Source organism: Bradyrhizobium sp. BRP22, assembly GCF_020194175.1.
In the GTDB taxonomy this organism is placed as follows: Bacteria; Pseudomonadota; Alphaproteobacteria; order Rhizobiales; family Xanthobacteraceae; genus Bradyrhizobium.
In genome coordinates this window covers 38,241-56,530 of sequence record NZ_JADYVX010000017.1, presented here as the reverse complement: position 1 = coordinate 56,530, position 18,290 = coordinate 38,241, and the positions used below count along the sequence as shown (strand labels likewise).

General features: G+C 65.2%; 18 protein-coding genes. 2 read left to right on the top strand and 16 right to left on the bottom strand.

Annotated elements, in window-relative coordinates; all coding sequences use genetic code 11:
• Positions 1–95: 95 nt before the first annotated feature.
• The 16 genes from I6F35_RS21225 to I6F35_RS21150 all read right to left on the bottom strand — a co-directional run bounded on the left by I6F35_RS21225 (position 96) and on the right by I6F35_RS21150 (position 15,162).
• Positions 96–2,336 (bottom strand): molybdopterin cofactor-binding domain-containing protein, encoded by a 2,241-nt coding sequence (locus I6F35_RS21225; protein WP_225119618.1) that lies wholly within the window; start codon positions 2,334–2,336, stop codon positions 96–98.
• Positions 2,333–2,797: a (2Fe-2S)-binding protein gene (locus I6F35_RS21220; RefSeq protein WP_225119617.1), complete on the bottom strand. Its 465-nt coding sequence runs from the start codon at positions 2,795–2,797 to the stop codon at positions 2,333–2,335. Before I6F35_RS21220 ends, I6F35_RS21225 begins: the two co-directional genes overlap by 4 nt.
• Before the next feature lie 315 nt (positions 2,798–3,112).
• Positions 3,113–3,418, bottom strand: coding sequence for a hypothetical protein (locus tag I6F35_RS21215; RefSeq protein WP_225119616.1), 306 nt, complete (start codon positions 3,416–3,418; stop codon positions 3,113–3,115).
• On the bottom strand, positions 3,415–3,699 hold the full coding sequence (gene minE / locus I6F35_RS21210; protein WP_225119700.1) for a cell division topological specificity factor MinE: 285 nt from the start codon (positions 3,697–3,699) through the stop codon (positions 3,415–3,417). Before minE ends, I6F35_RS21215 begins: the two co-directional genes overlap by 4 nt.
• Entirely contained in the window at positions 3,699–4,514 is an 816-nt protein-coding gene (gene minD / locus I6F35_RS21205; protein ID WP_225119615.1) for a septum site-determining protein MinD, read from the bottom strand. Before minD ends, minE begins: the two co-directional genes overlap by 1 nt.
• Positions 4,515–4,533: 19 nt before the next feature.
• The gene (minC, locus tag I6F35_RS21200; protein WP_225119614.1) at positions 4,534–5,235 is read right to left on the bottom strand and encodes a septum site-determining protein MinC; all 702 of its coding nucleotides are present in this window, start codon (positions 5,233–5,235) and stop codon (positions 4,534–4,536) included.
• Between the two features lie 276 nt (positions 5,236–5,511).
• The gene (locus tag I6F35_RS21195) at positions 5,512–6,378 is read right to left on the bottom strand and encodes an aromatic ring-hydroxylating dioxygenase subunit alpha (RefSeq protein ID WP_225119613.1); all 867 of its coding nucleotides are present in this window, start codon (positions 6,376–6,378) and stop codon (positions 5,512–5,514) included.
• Positions 6,379–6,388: 10 nt separating this feature from the next.
• Positions 6,389–7,774, bottom strand: a complete 1,386-nt coding sequence (locus I6F35_RS21190; protein WP_225119612.1) for an amidohydrolase — start codon at positions 7,772–7,774, stop codon at positions 6,389–6,391.
• Positions 7,771–9,330 (bottom strand): GMC family oxidoreductase N-terminal domain-containing protein, encoded by a 1,560-nt coding sequence (locus tag I6F35_RS21185; RefSeq protein WP_225119611.1) that lies wholly within the window; start codon positions 9,328–9,330, stop codon positions 7,771–7,773. Before I6F35_RS21185 ends, I6F35_RS21190 begins: the two co-directional genes overlap by 4 nt.
• Positions 9,331–9,437: 107 nt before the next feature.
• The gene (locus I6F35_RS21180) at positions 9,438–10,046 is read right to left on the bottom strand and encodes a thiamine pyrophosphate-dependent enzyme (RefSeq protein WP_225119610.1); all 609 of its coding nucleotides are present in this window, start codon (positions 10,044–10,046) and stop codon (positions 9,438–9,440) included.
• Positions 10,043–10,543 (bottom strand): thiamine pyrophosphate-binding protein, encoded by a 501-nt coding sequence (locus I6F35_RS21175; protein ID WP_225119609.1) that lies wholly within the window; start codon positions 10,541–10,543, stop codon positions 10,043–10,045. Before I6F35_RS21175 ends, I6F35_RS21180 begins: the two co-directional genes overlap by 4 nt.
• A 91-nt stretch (positions 10,544–10,634) precedes the next feature.
• A complete protein-coding gene (locus tag I6F35_RS21170) occupies positions 10,635–11,558 on the bottom strand; it encodes a LysR family transcriptional regulator (RefSeq protein WP_225119608.1) in 924 nt (307 codons plus the stop codon).
• 3 nt (positions 11,559–11,561) lie between these two features.
• Positions 11,562–13,364, bottom strand: a complete 1,803-nt coding sequence (locus I6F35_RS21165) for an adenine deaminase C-terminal domain-containing protein (protein WP_225119607.1) — start codon at positions 13,362–13,364, stop codon at positions 11,562–11,564.
• 35 nt (positions 13,365–13,399) lie between these two features.
• Entirely contained in the window at positions 13,400–14,032 is a 633-nt protein-coding gene (locus I6F35_RS21160; RefSeq protein WP_225119606.1) for a glutathione S-transferase family protein, read from the bottom strand.
• Positions 14,029–14,751 carry a Rieske 2Fe-2S domain-containing protein gene (locus I6F35_RS21155; RefSeq protein ID WP_225119605.1) on the bottom strand — a complete coding sequence of 241 codons (723 nt, stop codon included), beginning with the start codon at positions 14,749–14,751 and terminating at the stop codon, positions 14,029–14,031. The genes I6F35_RS21160 and I6F35_RS21155 overlap by 4 nt, the downstream gene beginning before the upstream one ends.
• A 174-nt stretch (positions 14,752–14,925) precedes the next feature.
• Positions 14,926–15,162, bottom strand: a complete 237-nt coding sequence (locus I6F35_RS21150) for a hypothetical protein (RefSeq protein ID WP_225119604.1) — start codon at positions 15,160–15,162, stop codon at positions 14,926–14,928.
• A gap of 403 nt (positions 15,163–15,565) precedes the next feature.
• On the opposite strand from I6F35_RS21150, the gene I6F35_RS21145 reads away from it, so the two are divergent.
• Both I6F35_RS21145 and I6F35_RS21140 read left to right on the top strand, forming a co-directional pair.
• Positions 15,566–16,678, top strand: coding sequence for a BMP family ABC transporter substrate-binding protein (locus I6F35_RS21145; RefSeq protein ID WP_225119603.1), 1,113 nt, complete (start codon positions 15,566–15,568; stop codon positions 16,676–16,678).
• Positions 16,679–16,704: 26 nt separating this feature from the next.
• Positions 16,705–18,288, top strand: a complete 1,584-nt coding sequence (locus I6F35_RS21140) for an ABC transporter ATP-binding protein (RefSeq protein WP_225119602.1) — start codon at positions 16,705–16,707, stop codon at positions 18,286–18,288.
• Positions 18,289–18,290: the final 2 nt, after the last annotated feature.

The window sequence follows — 18,290 nt, the reverse complement described above, 5'->3', positions numbered from 1 at the left end:
ATCGAACCCGCAATCCATTTCTCCACCTGCGCCTGCCGCCCGATGGATTCCGGGCTCGCGCCGAGAGGCGCGCCCCGGAATGACGGGAGCGGCGTCTAAACGAAATCGATGTGCTTGTTCAGCGGCAACTCGCGGATGCGCTTGCCGGTGGCGGCGAAGATGGCGTTGGCGAGTGCTGGAGCGGCGGGAGGAACCGGGGGCTCGCCGATGCCGCGGATCGGGCTGCCGTTGTCGATCGCGCGCACTTCGATCGTCGGCGCCTGATTGAGACGCAAGCCTTCATAGGCGTGGAAGTTCGTCTGTTCGGCGACGCCGTCCTTGAAGGTCAGTTCGCAATTGACGGCGTGACCCAGTCCCCAGATCACCGCGCCCTGAACCTGGTTCTCGAAGTTTGTCGGGTCGAGCACTCTGCCGACATCGGCAGCGACGAACACCTTGTCGATCCTGATACCCTGCGGCGTATTCGAGACCTCCACGACCTCGGCCACCGGCACGCCGAATGACAGCGTGAACGCGATGCCGCGGCCGCGATCCTTGCCAACGTCGCTGCCCCATTTCGACATCTCGCCGACAGCTTCGAGCACTTTGCGCGATGGCTCGTGCCAGCACAGCCGGATCAATTCCTTCAGCGGATCGACGCCCGCCTCGTGAATCAACTCATCGAGAAAGCCATTGTGCAGGAAGCCGTTTGCCGACGCGCCGACCGAGCGCCAGGAGCTCACCGGCACCAGTTCCGGCACACGATAGCCGGTGACGCGATAGTGCGGAATCCGGAACGGCTGGTCCCAGGCGCCCGCAACGATCGCGATGTCAGGCCCGAAGGTCGGCATATGCAGCCGGCCGATCTGAGAAGCCGTTACCGAAGGACAGGCGACCTTGAGGTCATACGCCTCGACCTTTCCATCCCTGACCGCACCACGCATGCGCGCCATGCCAAGCGGACGCGGGAAGTCGTGGGTCATGTCCTCTTCGCGCGTCCAGGTCATCTTGATCGGATGCCCGGGATAGGCCTTTGCGATCTCGACCGCCTGACGGACATAGTCATCCTCGAGGCGCCGGCCAAAGCTGCCGCCCGACATCAGCGAATGAAGATGCACGTTGTCAGGCGCAAGCCCGCTGACCTCGGCCGCCGTCGCCACCACGAACAGCGGTATCTGCGTGGCTGTCCAGATATCGAGCCGTCCGTCCTTGAGCTGCACCACGGCGTTCATCGGCTCGAGCGGCGCATGCGCGAGATATGGCACCTTGTATTCGGCCTCGATCACGCCGGCGTCCTGCAGCGCCGCCTCGACATCGCCCTCATCCTTGAGCCGGCTGTCCTGCCGCTCGCCGGTGAACGAGGACGCGACCACCTCGAACATCGCCGCGCTGGAAGGAGGATAAGGCGCCGCACCCCAATCGCATTTGATCAGCTCCGCCGCCTTGAAGGCGCGCCAGGTGTTGTCGGCGATCACCCCCACCCCACCGGTGATCGGCACGACCGCGATGACACCCCTCGCCTTCGCGGCGGCGCTCGCATCGTATCCCTTGATGCCGCCGCCGATGGCGGGATTGGCGCGGACCGTCGCATAGACCATGCCAGGCATCCTGATGTCGATGCCGAAGGTCGCAGTGCCCGTGGACTTTGCGACGATATCGATGCGCTGCATCGGCTTGCCGAGATAGCGCCAGTCCGCCGCAGGCTTGAGCCGAACCTTTTGCGGCGGCTCGATCTTGGCGGCTTCCGCCGCCAGCGACGCGTAACTCAGCACCTCGCCACGCGGCGTGATGACGTTGCCGTCCCTGGTCTTCAACTGATGCTTTGGAATCCCGGTCCGCCTCGCCGCTGCCTGCAACAGGACCTCGCGGGCGGCTGCGCCAGCAATACGCATCTTCTCGTAGGCATCAGGGACTGACGACGATCCGCCGGTGATCTGCAGACCCAGGAACTTGCTCACCGCATCGCCGACGACGCGCGTCGTGCGCGCCTTGAAGCTACTATCGGTCGCCGGAACGGGCAGACCTTCGGCCGCCGCAATGCCGTTGTAGTAAGCGGCGCTCGGCGATCCGAAATCGACCCTGATGTCGTTCCAGGCGATATCGAGTTCCTCGGCCACCAGCGCCGCAAGTATCGACGCCACACCCTGTCCGAGATCGGCGCGCGGCGTGATGATGGTGACGCCCGACTGATCGATGCGCACGTAAGGCGTCAGCGCCGCCTGCCCATCGCCAAGATCCTTCAGCAGCGGATTGATCGGCTCGCGCTTATAAGCATAGACGCCGAATGCGACGCCGCCCGCGATCACGGCAGTGCCGATCAGGAAGGTGCGCCGGGCAATGGTGCCGACCCTGCTCATGTCGGACGCCCCTTGAGCTCACGCGCCGCAGCCCTGATCGCGGCGCGGATGCGCGGATAGGTGCCGCAGCGGCACAGATTGCCGGACATCGCCTGGTCGATATCGTCGTCGCTCGGATTGTCGTTGGCGCTGAGCAGCGCGGCGGCCGACATGATCTGGCCGGACTGGCAATAGCCGCATTGCGCGGCCTGGTGTGCGACCCAGGCCTTTTGCACGGCGTGCAGTGCTGCCGGCGTGCCCAATCCTTCGATCGTGATGACGTCCGCTTTGACATCGCCGACCGGCAGCGAGCAGGAACGCACCGGCTCGCCACCGACATGCACCGTGCAGGCGCCGCACATCGCGATGCCGCAGCCATATTTGGGACCGGTGACGCCAAGCACGTCGCGCAACACCCACAGCAGGGGCATCTCGTCTTCGACGTCAACCTCATGCGTCTTGCCGTTGACGATGAGTCGCATGCGACCTCCGGAACCTGTGCGATGACGATCCTCGATCGGCATGCACGTCTTCTCTGCCGTTCGCGTCAGAGCGGCGGCAGCCTATGCCAAAGCCCTGGCTCTGTCATAGCGGTTCGGGAGGCAGTTCACACACGCGTGTGCGCTTCGCGGCATCACGCCGCATGCAGGAGGCACAGCAATCGTAGCCCGGATGGAGCGAACGCGTAACCCGGGGACCGCCCGCAGACGCGGTTGCAGATGCCCCGGTTTTGCGCGGAGACTGTCATCGGGCGCGCGTTCGCGCGGCCGGTTGGCTCCGCCCGGGCTGCAAAAGTGTCAGGCGCGACGGCGCTGCGGCGGGGTGCCGCCGACATTGGCGTCCCAGTGGCTCCAGCTCACGCTGGCGAGGCTTCGCCCGTCGGTGGCCAGCGGCCGCTTGGTTCGCCGCTCGTAATCAGCAATGCAGCGCTCCGCTTCCGCGATCTTCCGCTTCAGCTCGCTGATCGCTTTCTCGGTTTCCCGGTTGAAGGTCGGGATCGGAGCGCCAGCGAATCGGGCGATCTCCAACTGCTTGAGCGCAGCGCGGTTCTTCCTGACCTGCGCCCGTTGCCAGGCGATATGGCTATTGCTGTCCGCCGTCATGTCGCAGCCATCAGTTTGGATCGTTGCGCAGCATTGGGCACTTCGATATCGACCTCGAGCATCGAGACAAATTTGCCCCGATCCATCTTGACCACGACTTTCTCCGGATCGAGATCGACATGCTTGGAAACCACGGCGAGGATTTCCGACCGCAGCAGTTCCAACAGTTCGGGCGCACCGCTGCCACCCACCCCGCGCTCATGCGCGAGCAGGATCTGCAGCCGTTCCCGCGCGACCGGCGCGGAGCCGGAGCGGCCGCCGATAAGCCGCAGGAGATTCATCATGCCGCCCTCCGTCGTAATAGCCTGTTCATCAGTCCCTTGCGCTCGACCGGCACCGTCATGGGCACCGTCTCGCCCATCAAGCGGCGCACCGCGTCCATATAGGCGCGGGACGGCGCGCTGGTCGTGCTGTTCAGCGTGACCGGGCAACCGACGTTGGACGCACGCAGCACGTCCTGGCTTTCGGGGATGATGCCGAGCAGCGGCGTTGCCAGGATTTCCAGGATGTCGTCGATCGAGAGCATCTCGCCGCGTGAGGCGCGCGAGGCGTCGTATCGGGTGACCAGGAGGTGCTTCTCGACCCGCTCGCCGCGCTCCGCCTTTGCGGTCTTGGAATCCAGCATGCCGATGATGCGGTCGGAATCGCGCACCGAGGACACTTCGGGATTGGTGACGATGACCGCCTCGTCCGCATAGCGCATCGCCAGCGTCGCGCCGCGCTCGATGCCGGCCGGGCTGTCGCAGAGGATCCAGTCGAACTTGGCCTTCAGCTCGTTGATGACCCGTCGCACGCCCTCATCCGTCAGCGCGTCCTTGTCGCGGGTTTGCGAGGCCGGAATCAGCCATAGATTCTCCAGCCGCTTGTCGCGGATCAGCGCCTGCGAGAGCTTGGCGACGCCCTGCACCACGTTGATGAGGTCGAACACGACCCGCCGTTCCGCACCCATCACCAGGTCGAGGTTGCGCAAGCCGACATCGAAATCGATCACGACAACGCTTTGTCCCGCTTGCGCGAGCGCGGCACCAAGCGCAGCCGTGGACGTCGTCTTGCCGACGCCTCCCTTCCCAGACGTCACGACCAAAACCTTGGCCATTTTCTCCTCCTTTGGTCGATCAATTCAGCGCTGTGATTTTGAGGGCATCGTCTTCGAGCCATGCCTGTGCCGGTCGGTTGCGCAGGCTCTCGCCGATGTCCTCTGCGGTCTGGTAGTAGCCATCGATGGCCAGTAGTTCGGCCTCGATCCTCTGGCAGAAGATTCGAGCCGATGAATTGCCGTTGATGCCGGCCATCGCCCGGCCGCGCAGCGTTCCGTAGACGTGGATGGAACCGCCGGCGACGATTTCGGCGCCCGAACCGACCGAGCCCAGCACGGTGACGTCGCCATCCGCGAAGACGATCGACTGGCCGGAACGCACCGGCTGGTCGAGCAGCAGCGAGGTCTGCTTCGGCTTCTGCGGCTTGGCCTGGGGCTTTTGCGGCTCAAATTGCGGGAGCCCGCAAGGCCGGCCGCCCGTGAGCAGCGGCGGCATGCTCTTGGTGAGATGGTCAGGGCTGACGCCCTCGATGCCGAGCACGCGGATGTTGCGCTGCTCGAGGTTCGCGACGAGATGGGCGATGGCGCTCTGGCTGAGGTCCAGCGCGGAGAGATCGAGCACCACCGGCTTGCCGACAAAAAAACCGGGCGAACGGGCGAGCGTCGCGTCGATTTCCCCAAGCCAGTCCATGATCGGAACCACAGGGGAAAACACAAAAGCAACGTAGGATCGGCCCCGCATGCGGACCAGTTGACGTGTTGACTGCACAGGTGCGTCCATCGCGGCCGACTCAGCTTCCTTTTCGAATGGTTAAAGATCGGTAGCCATGGTTAATCATCCGTTAACGGCGGCGCTTTTTCACGGAAAAGGGCATAAGAGCCCCGTCATGGCGTCCGGAAGGCAACACCACGACGACGGCCGGCGCCAAATCGGCCCGTAACGCCCCGTAGCCCGGGTGGAGCGCGAGCGTAACCCGGGACACCTGCATCAACGTTGGCCAGTGGTCCCCGGGTTACGCTCGCGCTCCACCCGGCCTACGGGGCAGAGGTGTCAAGATCACCGCGAACCGGCGATGGTGCCGTAGCGGAGGCCCTTTTCCTTGAGCCAGCGGCGATAGGCGACGGAGGAACCGTCGGCGCGGGTCGGGATCTCCGCGCGCGGTTCGAGCGGCAGCCGCAAGGGACGCTGGTTCTCGACGATGATGCGGTCCTGCGAAAAGATCACCTGCTCGAACTTCAGCATGTCATTGTAGGCCGACTGCGCGTCCACCAGGAACATCACCGGCTGGGCGCGGCACAACTCCTCCTCGATCGGCTGGATGAACAGCGCGATCGCATCGAGCCGCGACGGAGCCGACGGGCACACCCGGTAGAGCATCACCGTGAACGGCGACGGCACGCGGTAGGTGAGCTGCACGAAATCGCCGGCGGATTCCGTCACCGCGATGCGCGGCTGGAAGAAGCGGCAATTGGTCGCCCAGACCTCGTCGACGTCGCGGCGGATCTCGCTCTCATAGGCGGGCACTTCCGTGTGCGGCTCGGCCCCGAGGATGTCGTTGTGCACGTAGGGAAAATGCGCCATGTCGAGAAAGTTCTCGATCACGCGTGGCGCGGAGGTGCGCATCTTGACCCAGCCGCAAATCACGAAGCGGCGGTCCTCCTCCGCGGCTTCGGGGATGTCGAAGATCTCGCGCTGGGGTTCGCCGAGCGTGGTCCAGAGGCAGCCGTAGCGCTCGCGGATCGGCAGCGGCGCAGCCGGCGTTCCCGCGACGACCTCGCGCACGCGCGGCGCGCCATCGGTGCCGCGGTCGACGATGAGGTCCTGGCCGAGCAGGCGCGTGCGGCGCGGCACCGCCGTCACCTCGGACAGCGTCTCGATCGCGTACCATTCGTTCAGCGCGACGGGATCGGTAGTCTTGGCCATCGCTCCCCCGTCAAACCGCGCCGGTCCACTGCACCGAGCCGTGGACGTGCTCGGCGAGCCAGGCGGCGCGGCGCGCGAACAATCCCGGCGCGACCTCCTGAACATGATCGATCAGGGTGCGGAGGTCGGCGGTCTTGAGTTCGCCATCCTCGACGATGATGCGGCCGTCGACCATGGTCAGCGCGACATCGCCGCCGCGCACGGCATGCACCAGATTGTGCTGCAGGTTGAAATAGGGGCCTTCGCCGAACAGCGGCGTCATCCGCGGCGTGTCGGTGCGCACCGCGATCAGGTCGGCCTTCTTGCCCACTTCGAGCGAGCCGATCTCGTGGTCGAGGCCGATGGCGCGCGCGCCCATGATCGTGCCCATCCTCAGCGCGGTCCAGGAATCGAGCGCGGCGGCATTGAGCGACTTCAGCTTGCCGAGCAGCGAGGCCGCCTTCATCTCCTCGAACATGTCGAGATTGTTGTTCTCCTTCTCGCCGTCGGTGCCGAGGCCGACGGCGAGGCCGGCCTGCAACATCGCCTCCACCGGCGCAATTCCGCTGGCGAGTTTCATGTTGCTGACGGGATTATGCGCGACCGAGACGCCGCGGCGGGCGAGCAGCGCGATCTCGGAATCGTCGAGCCAGACCGCATGCGCGATCATCGCCCTCGGCGTCTCGAACAGACCGAGATCGTCGAGCACGAACATCGGCCGCTTGCCATAGCGCTTCTCGAATTCGGCGACCTCGATTGCGGCCTCGCTGCAATGGGTGTGGAAACCGGTGTTGTAACGCTTCGCCATCTCGACGGCGCGGCGTTGTGCGGCATCCTCGGAATAGAAGAGATGTTCGAGCCCGACCCAGACCGAGATGCGGCCGCCCTCCTTTCCGTGCCAGGTCTCGATCATCCGCTCGTTGTCGTCGAGCGTGTCGAAATAATTGTAGTCCGGGTGCTCGCCGACATAGGGCACCGCGACGAGGCGGTTGCCGATGGCGGTGGCTGCCCGCGCGCTGCCGTCCATGAAGCGCCACATGTCGACGGTCGTGGTGGTGCCTGACAGAACGCTCTCGGCGTAGCAGAGATAGGACGCCGCCTCCGCCTCGTGCGGCCTGAGCATGCGGTGCATCGGGTTGATGTGCAGGCGCAGCCAGTCCCACACCGGCAGGTGCTCGGCGGTGCCGCGCAGGAAGCCGGAATGCATGTGGCAGTTCACCAGCCCCGGCATGACCAGGCAGTTCCGGAGATAGGTAACCTCGGCCGCAGGCTCGGCGGCGCAGAGCGCGGCGCTCCTGCCGACGGCTGCGATGCGGCCATCGCGCACCAGCACGGCGCCATCTGGGATGACGCGATTGGCTTCGTCCATGGTCAGGACAAAGTCGGCGGCGATGATCCGGTCCTTAGGTGCGCTCATGCCGCCGGCTCTGCAGGTTTCATGCCGGTGATGAAATCGGTGGCGCGCTCGCCGATCATCACCACGGGCGCATGGGTGTTGCAGGACGGAATGATCGGGATTACCGAGGCATCGGCGATACGCAGGCCCTCGACGCCGCGCACCCGGAGCTGTGGATCGACCACGGCGCGCTCGCCGGTGCCCATCGCGCAAGTGCCGCAGGTGTGAAAGAAGGTCGAGCACCTCATGCGGATGAACGCGATCTTCTCGGCACGTGACATCAGGCGGTCCGGTGCCGCTGGCGCTGCGATCAAGCCGGCAAAGGCCTTGGTGGCGGACAGCGCCGTGATGGTGTCGATGCCGGCGATCAAAGCCTCCAGATCGGCGGGCTCGGCGAGGAAGTTCGGCTGCAGGTCAATGGCTGCGCCAGGCTCGGCGCTTTCGAGCCGCAGCCGGCCGATACTCGCGGAACGCATCAATCCCGGCGACATCGCGAAGATATCACCGGAGAGATCGTAGGCCGTCGCGACCTCGTCGCCGGCGTGACGGCCCTGCACGACGAAGGCGTGGAGATCGGGAGCGGCCAGCGCTGCATCGCTCTTCCAGTTCATCATGCTGCCGCCGCCATTGCTACGCACCGGCCCGAGCGGCGCCTTGGCGCGAAAGTTCATGCCCATCAGCAGCGGATGATCCTGCAGATTCTCGCCGACGCCTGCGAGGTCGGCGATGACTGATACGCCGAGCCGCGCCAGTTCCTGCGCCGGTCCGATGCCGCTCATCAACAACAGCCGCGGCGTATCGATCGCGCCGAGCGCCAAGATGATCTCGGATTCCGCGCAAATCTCTACCACCGCGCCATCGATGATCGCGCGCACCGCGTGCGCGCGGCGGCCGTGGAAGGTGAGACCGATCGCGAGCGCATTCGTACGGATGGTGAGATTGTTTCGATCTGCCACGGGGCGCAGATAGCCGCGCGCCGCGTTCCAGCGCTTGCCGCCGCTGACGTTGAGATTGGCGAGGCTGGCGCCCTCATTGGTCGCGCCGTTCGGATCGTCGATCACGGGAATGCCGAGCTCGGCGGCGCCCGCAAGCATCGCCAGTGCAATCGGGTGCGGATCGCGCGGGCGCTCGATGCGCAAGGGACCGCCAGCGCCGCGATAGTCGGAGGCCCCGCCCTCCCAATCCTCGGCGCGCTTGAAATAGGGCAGCAGGGTGCGGAAATTCCACCCTGTCGCGCCGGCGGCTTCCCAGGCGCCGTAGTCGGAGGGATGGCCGCGATACCAAAGCATCGCATTCAGGCTCGACGATCCCCCGAGCACGCGCCCGCGCGGGATCGCGATGCTGCGGCCGTTCAACTCCGGCGATGGGGCGTAGCGATAGCCCCAATCATAGGGGCCGCCGAGCAGCGCGGTCCAGTTCGCGGCATCCTCGATCGCACCAATACCGATGTCCGAAGGCCCGGCTTCGAGCAGGAGCACGTTCGCATCACTGCGCTCGGCCAGCCGCCGCGCCACCACCGCGCCGCCGGACCCGCCGCCGACCACGATGTAATCATAGGCGGGACGCAGCGCAGTCATGTTGCGATGCTAGTTGCTTCACCTCTCCCGCTTGCGGGAGAGGTCGCGGCGCGAAGCGCAGCGGGAGAGGGGGCGCAGCTCCATTGTGGCGCTGATGTCATCATGCGTCAGTTATGCTCGCTCGGGCCCATGATGACGATGTTCTCGGTGCGCTCGACGTGGCGGACGAAGATGTATTTGTCCTCGCGGCCGTCGCTGTGCTTGCGCTTGATGTCGGGCTGCACCGTGCCGGAGACCTTTGCCACGATCAGGTACGGCTCCCGTGCTGCCAAGCCTTCCGCACAGTGCTTGTCGAATTCCTCGACCGTGCGTGCGGTATAGGCGCGCGTCACGCCGGCGCCGCGTGCGATCGCGGCGATGTCGACGCGGCCGCTCGCGGTGTGCGTCGGCGGGCCGCCGATCGACTGGTAGCACTCATTGTCCCAGACCACGATGAAGAGGTTGTTCGGCTGCTCGTTGCCGATGGTGGCGAGGATGCCGAGGTTGAACATCATGCCGCCGTCAGTATCGAGCGAAACGATGCGCCGATGCGGCAGGCCTGCGGCCAAGCCGAACGCCTGCGCGCTAACGCAGCCGAGCTGCTGCTGGAACAGGCTGGCCTCGCGCATATGCGGGGCGGCATTGTACCATTCGTCGACGCTGGCGCCGAGCGAGAGGATCACGAGTTCGTCGGAGAGCCTAAGCGCCAGCGCCTTCATGCAGTCGAACCGCTTCATCGCACCACGCTCCCGCCGAGCGCAACCGCCGAGTGATAATAGGCCGAGTAGGACCAACTGAACGCATCGGTGATGGCGCGCTCGATCTTCTCCTCCTCGGTGACGATGCGATAGGGAATGCGCAGCGCGTTCAGCACCGGCTCCATGGTGATGCCGTGCGGGATCGCCCACCAATTGTTCTCGCCGAGCTCGCCGCGATAGCTCATCAGCATCACCACGGGGATGCCGGCCCCTAACCCCATCCGCGCCAACGGCTCGACGGAGGCGCGCAAGCCCGAATTCTCCATCACCAGCGCCGCGCGCTTGCCCGACAGGAACACGCCGCCGCAGATCGCAGCGCCCTCGCCTTCGTTGGTGACGCGGATGGTGCGGATATCAGGATCGGCGTCGAGCGCCGGATAGAGTTCCTTGAAGAGAGAATCCGGCAGATAGCAGACGATGCTGACGCCTGCTTTCTTCAAGCCGGAGATCACGGCGTCGACGGCAGATGGCTTCATGCAATTTCCTTTTTGGTCAAGTTGGCAAAGCATGAGGTGTTCTGAATAGGCCCTGATTTCTCACCAGCATGATGCGTCCAGCGCAACAGTCTTACCCGCCGGACAAGCCCTCGATCGCCCGCGTCAGCATGGTGGCGAGGCTCGACGCTGCTTCCGACATGCCCGACTTGGTGCGCGACAGCAGCACGAGCTTGCGCGGCCGCAATTTGGGATCGCGCAGCGGCACGAACACCAGCGCGCCGCTCCTGATCTCGCGCTGGACGCCGATTCGCGTCTGCAGCGCGACGCTGTTGCCGCGCATGGCGAGATCGGCCATGACCGTGATCGAATTGGTCAGCGCCCGCCGCCCGAAATCGATCGATGAGCCGTTCAGCGCCTCCTCGATCGAGGCCCCGAGCGAGAGGCTGGCGTCCGACAGCACCACGCGCTCGCCGGCGAGATCGAACAGCCGTAATTCGCCGCGGCCGGCGAGCCGGTGCCCGGGATGCATCAGCGCCCCCATGTTCAGCACGGTGCCGGCAAGCCGCTGCGCATTCCGCGGCGTCTTGATGTCGAAGGCGATGCCGATGTCGCATTCGCCGTCGGCCACCGCGTCGAACGCATGCTCCGATCCCATCACCTTGATGTCGACGGTGATCGCGGGATAACTCTCCCAGAACGCCGACATCACGTCGAGCAAGAGCCCGCGCGCGATGCTTTCCACGACAGCCACGGTCACCGTGCCGCGCCGAAGGCCTTGCAGGTCGTTGATTTCGGTATAGGCGCGCGTCATCTCGCCCTGGCTGGCGCGCGTGCGGTAGAGCAGGATCTCGCCGGCGCTGGTGAGCTTCAGCCGCTGGCGGATGCGCTCGAACAGCGGCGTTTTCAGCTCGTCCTCGAGCTGGCCGATCACGCGGCTGATCGAGGACGGCGCGACGTTGAGCACGCGCGCGGCCTGGCGAATCGAGCCGAGCTGGGCGACGAGCTGGAAATAATGCAGGCGCGTCGAGATCAGGCCGAGCCGGTGTGGGTCCATCTGCTACTCGAACAGCGGCGCGAGCCGCATCTCCGGCACCAGCACCAGGCCCTTGTCGGTGATGCGGATTTCGGGAATCACCGACAGCGGGATCAGGTTGAAGCCCATATAGGGAATGGTGCAGCCGGCTTCCTGCCATGCCACCTTCAATTTCTGCACTTCCTCCGCGACCTCGGTCACGCGCTTGTCGGAGAGTAGGCCCGCGATCGGCAGCGGCACCATCGCCGTCACCTTGCCGTCGGCGACGACGCAGACGCCGCCCTGATGATCCTTGACCGCGGCGAGCGCGACCTGCATGTCATCTTCATTGGTGCCGGCAATGATGATGTTGTGGCTGTCATGCCCCACGCTGGAGGCCACCGCGCCGTGCTTGAGGCCGAAATCCTTCAGCAGGCCATGGGCGACGTTGCCTGCCGACTTGCCGTGGCGCTCCACCACGGTAACGAAACAGAGGCCGTAGCGCTCGAACAACGGCTCCCAGTCGTTGGCCGGCTCGATGGCGACGCGGTCATGGATCAAGGTGATGCCGGGCAGCGCGGTCCTGATGGCATTGACGGTGCAGGCTTCGGTCGGCAATGCCGGCGTCAGCTTCACTTGCTCCGGCAGCTTCACCGTCGAATAAGCGGCCTGCGGATAGCGGTAGCGCTTCGACAGTGCAGCATCGAGCAAGGGCGTGATCCTGCGGTTCTCGACCACGCATTCGCCGCCATACCAGGTCGATTGCGGCTTCAGCGCATCATCGAGCAGCACCAGGTCGGCGCGCCGTCCGCCGCCGAGGCCGCCGATCTCACCTTCCGCACCGAAACGCGTGGCGCCGTGCAGCGAACCCATCGACCAGGCCTGTTCCGGCGACATGCCGGCCTTGACCGCCTCGCGCACCACCCAGTCGAGACCAAACTGGAGGAGATCATCGGCGTCGCGATCGTCGGTGCAGACGGCAACGCGCTTATGCGAGGCGCCGAGCTCGGTGATGGTGCGGATCGCCTGCGGCAGCGAATGCCAGGGCGTGGTCGGCGGACCGCCGCGCAGGAACAGCCAGATGCCGGCCTCGAGCAGATCATCTGCGATATCGCGGTCGATCGCCTCATGCGTATCGGTGACGCCGCTCGCCGCATAGGCGGCGACGAATTCGCGGCCATAGACGTGGCCCGACACCGGCCGCCCGCGCTTGAGCGCCGCGGCAAGAATGGCGTGGCTGCGCTCGTCGCCGAGCGTGACGGGGACGAAATCCATCTTCTCGCCGAGCGCCACCGCCTCCGGCCAGCGATCGAACAGGCCGGCGATCTTCTCCGCGGTGAGATCGCCGCCAGCGGTCTCAAGCTCCGGCGAGGTCGCCGGCACCGTGCTCGGGACGGTCAGGAAGATCGACAGCGGCGCCTCGCGCGCATCCTCCAGCATCGCCTCGACGCCGGCGACATCCATGACGTTGCCGATCTCGTGGCTGTCGCAGAAGATCGTCGTGGTACCGTTGAGCAGCGCCGCTTCCGCATAGGCGCAGGCCGTCACCATCGAGGATTCGATATGGATGTGCGGATCGACCAGCCCCGGCGCGATGATGCCGCCGGCGACGTCCTTGATCGCAGCGTCGCCGCCGGCAGCCCTGTGCGCGCCGGCCGGCTTCACCGCGGCGATGCGCCCGCCTGCGATCCAGATCTCCCTGTTATCGATGATCCGTTCCGAATAGGTCGAGAGCACGCGCGCGCCCGTGATGACGAGGTCGGGCGCCGCGCGGCCCGAGGCGACGTCGGCGAGACGACGGGTCATGGTGTGGAGCGGCTGGATGGAGAAGCGGGTGAGCCTGGTCATGGCGGCCTCTTACATTGGGCGTTGCGCAATCGGCCTCAATAATAGTCGGGAATACCCGGCATGGTCACGAATCCCGGAATCGTCCGCACGCGGCGCATCCAGCGCCGCAGTGCCGGATAGGCCTCATGTTCGATACCGAAATCGCGGCTCAGCGCGATTGCCGGGAACAGCGCGAGATCCGCAAGCGACGGATTGTCGCCGACGAACCAGGCGGCGCGATCAAATTCACGTGCCGTCATGTGATCCTCCATCAGGCGGAAAGCGCGGCGCGCGGCAAGGCTCAGGGCCACTTCATCGCCGGTTTCGTCAAACATCGCCAGCCGCCGCGCGAAGAAGGCGGCATGGAGATCGCGGATCGCAAATTGCAGCCACATGGTCACCGCGCCGTGATCCTTCGGCGCTGGTGGCAACCATGTGTTACCCGCGTCATAGGCACGGGCGAGATAGGTCATGATCGCTTCCGCTTCGCTCAACACCACGGCGCCATCAGTGAGGATCGGCAGGCTGCCGCGCGGATTGAGCGCCATCAGGACAGGTCCGAGATGTTCACGGCCCGGCACCATGTTGACCGCGACCTTGCGATAGGACAGTCCGAGGATGGAGAGGAGCAGCCGCACCTTGTAGCAATTCTCGTCGAGTTCGAAGTCGTAGAGAGTAATCCCGCTCACGGCGCCACCTCGTGGCGGAGTTCGCGGGCCTGCGGTGTTCCTTCGACATCCCGCCGCAAAGCTTCGCCCCAGGCGGAAACACGCTTCTGGCTGTCACTGCCATGGATGTCGGGCGATCCCGCGATGACGATATGCAGCGCGGCTTCCACGTCGGACAGCGGTTGCACCGCGACGAGGATCTCATCAGTGCCGTTCTTGAACGAGACCAGCGCATCCGTGCGCGACCGCTGCGTCGCCCCGCCGGCGTTCTTCAGCGGCGGGCATTCGGCCAGGACGAGCGCGTCGAAGACCTTGGCCGCCGAAGCATCGACATAGAGGCTGCGCACCGGCGTGACCGCAGCGCGCTCGGCAAGCTCGATCTCTTGCGGCGCGGCGCTGTCGAGTTCGTTCCACGCCCAGACGATGCCAAGCCGCTCGATCGAAGGATAGGTGGCAACGCGGATCGTGCCGGGCACGGCGAGATCGGGATGCGCCGGAATGTAACGGCACTGCGCCGCGGTGTCGTACTGCCAGCCGTGATAGAGGCAGGCGATATGATTGTCGCGCACGAACCCGAAACTCAAGCGCATGCCGCGATGCGGGCAGCGGTCTTCCCAGACATGGGAGGCGCCTGCGCTGTCGCGCCACACCACGAGTTCGCGGCCGAACAGCCGCGTACCGGTGGACGTGCCGCGCTCCAGCCCCTCCGCCAGCGCGACCGGATACCAGCCTGTTTCCATCAGCCCATCTCCATCACGACAACCCGCAACGCGGTGCAAGACTTACGCCGAGATCATGATCCGATTTGATGGAATCGGATCATGATCTCATCTCTTTGTTTGAGCATGATCTCCGCGCAAACGCTTCGCGTTTGTCGCGAGGGAAAACCGGTTTCCACTTTTCCGGATCATGCTCTAGGCATTTTTCCGCCTGACATCCCGCACCAGGCAGTCGATCGGCCCGAGGCTGCACGCCATCTCGAACGCGTCGACCAGCGCTGGCTGTCCCGAAACCGCCACCTCGATGCAGTCAGGCGTCGCCGTCTCGATCATTGCTTCGAGCTGCAACCGCCGCGCGCGGTGATTGACGAACTCGACGAAACTCTCGACGTGAAACTGTCCAGTGAAGACGATGACGGTTGCTCCCTGCATGCGCTCAAATCCCCGCGTTTCGATTTATTCGAGCGCGCCGCGATCAGGGCAAGCGGAAAGATTGCCCATGCATATCGTTTGAGCAGCGAAGCAGCGATCTGCTTGTTTTTTAAGGCATCGTTGCCGAACGTTGTTGCGCTGGATCGATCACTGCAATCGAAAAAAAGCGCCTATGCGAAACAGCCAGCGACGGACAGGCTGAATGTGCGCAAGCGTGCGGGATGGGCCGGTGATGCCGCCGATGCGCGGGCTGCGGCATGGACCTTGCTACGGAGATTATTCGGTAACCGAGCGCCGACACGCTGTGTCAGCGATCGGCTTTGCCCGGAGTTTCCGGCTGGTTCTTGGCCACGGCGACCATCCGCAAGAGAACACGGGCTCCAACACGAGGCTTAGCTCAACCATGTCAGACCTCCGCCATCTGTCCCGCCGGCGCTTCCTGAATCTCGGCGCCGCCGCCGGCTCCTCGCTCCTGCTGCCGCCGGCCTTGATGCGCTCCGCACACGCCGCGGCACCGCTGCCGACGATCGCCGAGAAGGACGCGGTCATCGCCTTCGGCCACACCGGGCCGGTGACCGACGAAGGCTGGACCTGGAGTCACGACCAGGGCATGAAAGCCGTGAAGGCGGCATTCCCGCAAATCAAGACCGTGTTCGTTGAGAGCATTCCCTATTCCGCCGACGCGACCCGCACCTTCCGGCAATTTGTTTCGGAAAATGCCTGCATGGTGTTCGCGACCTCGAACTATGGCGACTTCCTCTACGACGTCGCGAAGCGCTCGCCGAAGGTCGCGTTCTACGAATGCGACGGCCGCAACCCGCTCGATAATCTCGGCACCTATTATGTCGCGCACTGGTACCCGACCTACGTCACGGGCGTCGCCGCCGGGTTGATGAGCAAGAACGGCAAGCTCGGCTATGTCGCATCGTTTCCGGTGCCGTCAGTGTTCTCCGGCACCAACGCGTTCCTGATGGGCGCGCGCTCGGTCAATCCGAACGCCACCATGCAGGTCATCACCATCAATTCCTGGTTCGATCCGCAGGCCGCCACCCAAGCCGGCACGGCGCTGCTCGACAATGGCTGCGATCTCCTGTTCGGCATCATGGACGAAGCCGGCTATCTGCAGGTCGCCGAGAAGCGCGGCGCCAAGGCGGTGATGTGGAACACGGATATCCGCCGCTACGGGCCCAAGGCCTACATCAGCTCGATCATCGTCGACTTCAAGCAATACTATGTCGGCGAGGTGAAGAAGCGGCTCGAAGGCACCTGGACGCCCTCCACCACCATCCTGCCGATGGGCGCCGGCATCGATCGCGATGCCTGGGGCGAGAGCGTGCCCGAGGATGTCCGCAAGCAGGCCGACGCCGTGCGCGAAAAGATCCTCGGCGGCTGGTCGCCCTTCGTCGGCGAGATCAAGGATGCCAAGGGCAATGTGAAGGTCGCGAGCGGCCATCGCATGACCGAGACCGAGCTCTACAACTGGGATTGGCCGATCGCCGGCATCTCCGGGCTCTGAAGCTGACCGCGATGGCGATGCCTGAGGTGACCGCGCGACCCCGGCCTGCCCCCGGCACGCCGCCGCTGGTGCAGCTCCGGGGCATCGCCAAGTATTTTCCCGGCGTCGTTGCCAACCAGGATGTGGATCTCGAAGTTTGGCCCGGTGAGATCCACGCCCTCCTGGGCGAGAACGGCGCCGGGAAATCCACCTTGATGAACATCCTGACCGGCATCTACCAGCCCGATGCCGGCGAGATCATCATCGACGGCTACCTGAAGAGCTTCGCCTCGCCGGTGGAGGCGATCGCGGCCGGCATCGGCATGGTGCACCAGCATTTCAAATTGGTGCGTGCCTTCACCGTCGCCGAGAACATCCATCTCGGATGGTCGGAAACGCCGCGCCGGATCAGCCCGCAGGAACTGGAGGCGCGCACCGCACAGCTTTCGGCTTCGCTCAATCTCGCGGTTCGCCCGGGTGCGCGCGTCGACGAACTCTCGACCGGCGAGCAGCAGCGGGTCGAGATCCTGCGCGTGCTGGCGCGCAAGGCACGCGTGTTGATCCTCGACGAGCCGACCGCGGTGCTGACGCCATCGGAGGCGCGCGAACTGTTCAAGGCGCTGAAGGAATTTGTCGCCCGCGGCAACGCCGTGATCTTCATCAGCCACAAGCTGGACGAGGTGCTGGAAATCTCCGACCGCATCACCGTGTTGCGCGGCGGCCACAAGGTCGCGACCGAACCGACCAGCGCCTGCAGCGAGACAATGCTGGCGAAACTGATGGTGGGGCACGAGATCGTCCTCGACGACCTCCGCGCGCGAGGGCCGAACGCGGTCGCAAGGTCGAACGAGCCGGTCGTCGGCCTGCGCGAGGTGACGGTGCGCGATGGCTCGGGCCATGCCGTTCTCAACAACATCTCGCTCGATATCGCAGGCGGGGAGATTCTCGGTATCGCAGGGGTCGCCGGCAACGGGCAGAAAGAGTTGAGTGAGCTGCTGACCGGGATGCGCGTGGCCAGCTCGGGACAGATCATGCTTGGCGGGCGCGACGTCTCGGCTTCTGGTGCCGCCGACTTTGCCGATTTCGGCGTCGGCCATATCCCGGAAGACCGGCTGCGCAGCGGACTTGCGCCCGCGCTCAGCGTCACCGACAACGCGGTGATCCGTGAATATGACCGCCCGCCGGTCTCGCTCGGGCCGTGGTACCGGCCGCGCGCCGCGGCGGCGCTGGCGCGCAAGATCGCGGAAGCTGCCTCCGTGATGGTGCCGAACTATTCGATGCCGATCCGCAATCTCTCGGGCGGCAATCAGCAGCGCTTCGTGGCGCGGCGCGAGATGCGGATCGCGACCAAACTGCTCGTCGCCGCCTATCCGAGCCGCGGCCTCGACGTCGGCGCCATCAACACCATGATGCGCTATTTCGTCGAGCTGCGCGACGCCGGGGTCGGCATCGTCGTGATCTCGGAAGAGCTCGAGGAACTATTCAATCTCTCCGACCGCATCGCGGTGATGTTCCATGGCGAGATCATGGGGATCGTCGATACCGCGGGCGCCGATATCGAGCGGATCGGCCTGATGATGGGCGGCCAGCGCGCGACCTCGCCGGCGCGCGCGGCTGCGATGGTGCATTGACG

Excerpts from the sequence above, each read along its gene's own strand:
- I6F35_RS21165 (WP_225119607.1), bottom strand. The coding sequence starts at position 13,364 with ATGACCAGGCTCACCCGCTTCTCCATCCAGCCGCTCCACACCATGACC.
- minD (WP_225119615.1), bottom strand. The coding sequence starts at position 4,514 with ATGGCCAAGGTTTTGGTCGTGACGTCTGGGAAGGGAGGCGTCGGCAAG.
- I6F35_RS21170 (WP_225119608.1), bottom strand. The coding sequence starts at position 11,558 with ATGGACCCACACCGGCTCGGCCTGATCTCGACGCGCCTGCATTATTTC.
- I6F35_RS21190 (WP_225119612.1), bottom strand. The coding sequence starts at position 7,774 with ATGAGCGCACCTAAGGACCGGATCATCGCCGCCGACTTTGTCCTGACC.
- I6F35_RS21145 (WP_225119603.1), top strand. The coding sequence starts at position 15,566 with ATGTCAGACCTCCGCCATCTGTCCCGCCGGCGCTTCCTGAATCTCGGC.
- I6F35_RS21195 (WP_225119613.1), bottom strand. The coding sequence starts at position 6,378 with ATGGCCAAGACTACCGATCCCGTCGCGCTGAACGAATGGTACGCGATC.
- I6F35_RS21220 (WP_225119617.1), bottom strand. The coding sequence starts at position 2,797 with ATGCGACTCATCGTCAACGGCAAGACGCATGAGGTTGACGTCGAAGAC.
- I6F35_RS21155 (WP_225119605.1), bottom strand. The coding sequence starts at position 14,751 with ATGGAAACAGGCTGGTATCCGGTCGCGCTGGCGGAGGGGCTGGAGCGC.
- I6F35_RS21185 (WP_225119611.1), bottom strand. The coding sequence starts at position 9,330 with ATGACTGCGCTGCGTCCCGCCTATGATTACATCGTGGTCGGCGGCGGG.
- I6F35_RS21175 (WP_225119609.1), bottom strand. The coding sequence starts at position 10,543 with ATGAAGCCATCTGCCGTCGACGCCGTGATCTCCGGCTTGAAGAAAGCA.
- I6F35_RS21150 (WP_225119604.1), bottom strand. The coding sequence starts at position 15,162 with ATGCAGGGAGCAACCGTCATCGTCTTCACTGGACAGTTTCACGTCGAG.
- minE (WP_225119700.1), bottom strand. The coding sequence starts at position 3,699 with ATGAATCTCCTGCGGCTTATCGGCGGCCGCTCCGGCTCCGCGCCGGTC.
- minC (WP_225119614.1), bottom strand. The coding sequence starts at position 5,235 with ATGGACGCACCTGTGCAGTCAACACGTCAACTGGTCCGCATGCGGGGC.
- I6F35_RS21215 (WP_225119616.1), bottom strand. The coding sequence starts at position 3,418 with ATGACGGCGGACAGCAATAGCCATATCGCCTGGCAACGGGCGCAGGTC.
- I6F35_RS21180 (WP_225119610.1), bottom strand. The coding sequence starts at position 10,046 with ATGAAGCGGTTCGACTGCATGAAGGCGCTGGCGCTTAGGCTCTCCGAC.
- I6F35_RS21225 (WP_225119618.1), bottom strand. The coding sequence starts at position 2,336 with ATGAGCAGGGTCGGCACCATTGCCCGGCGCACCTTCCTGATCGGCACT.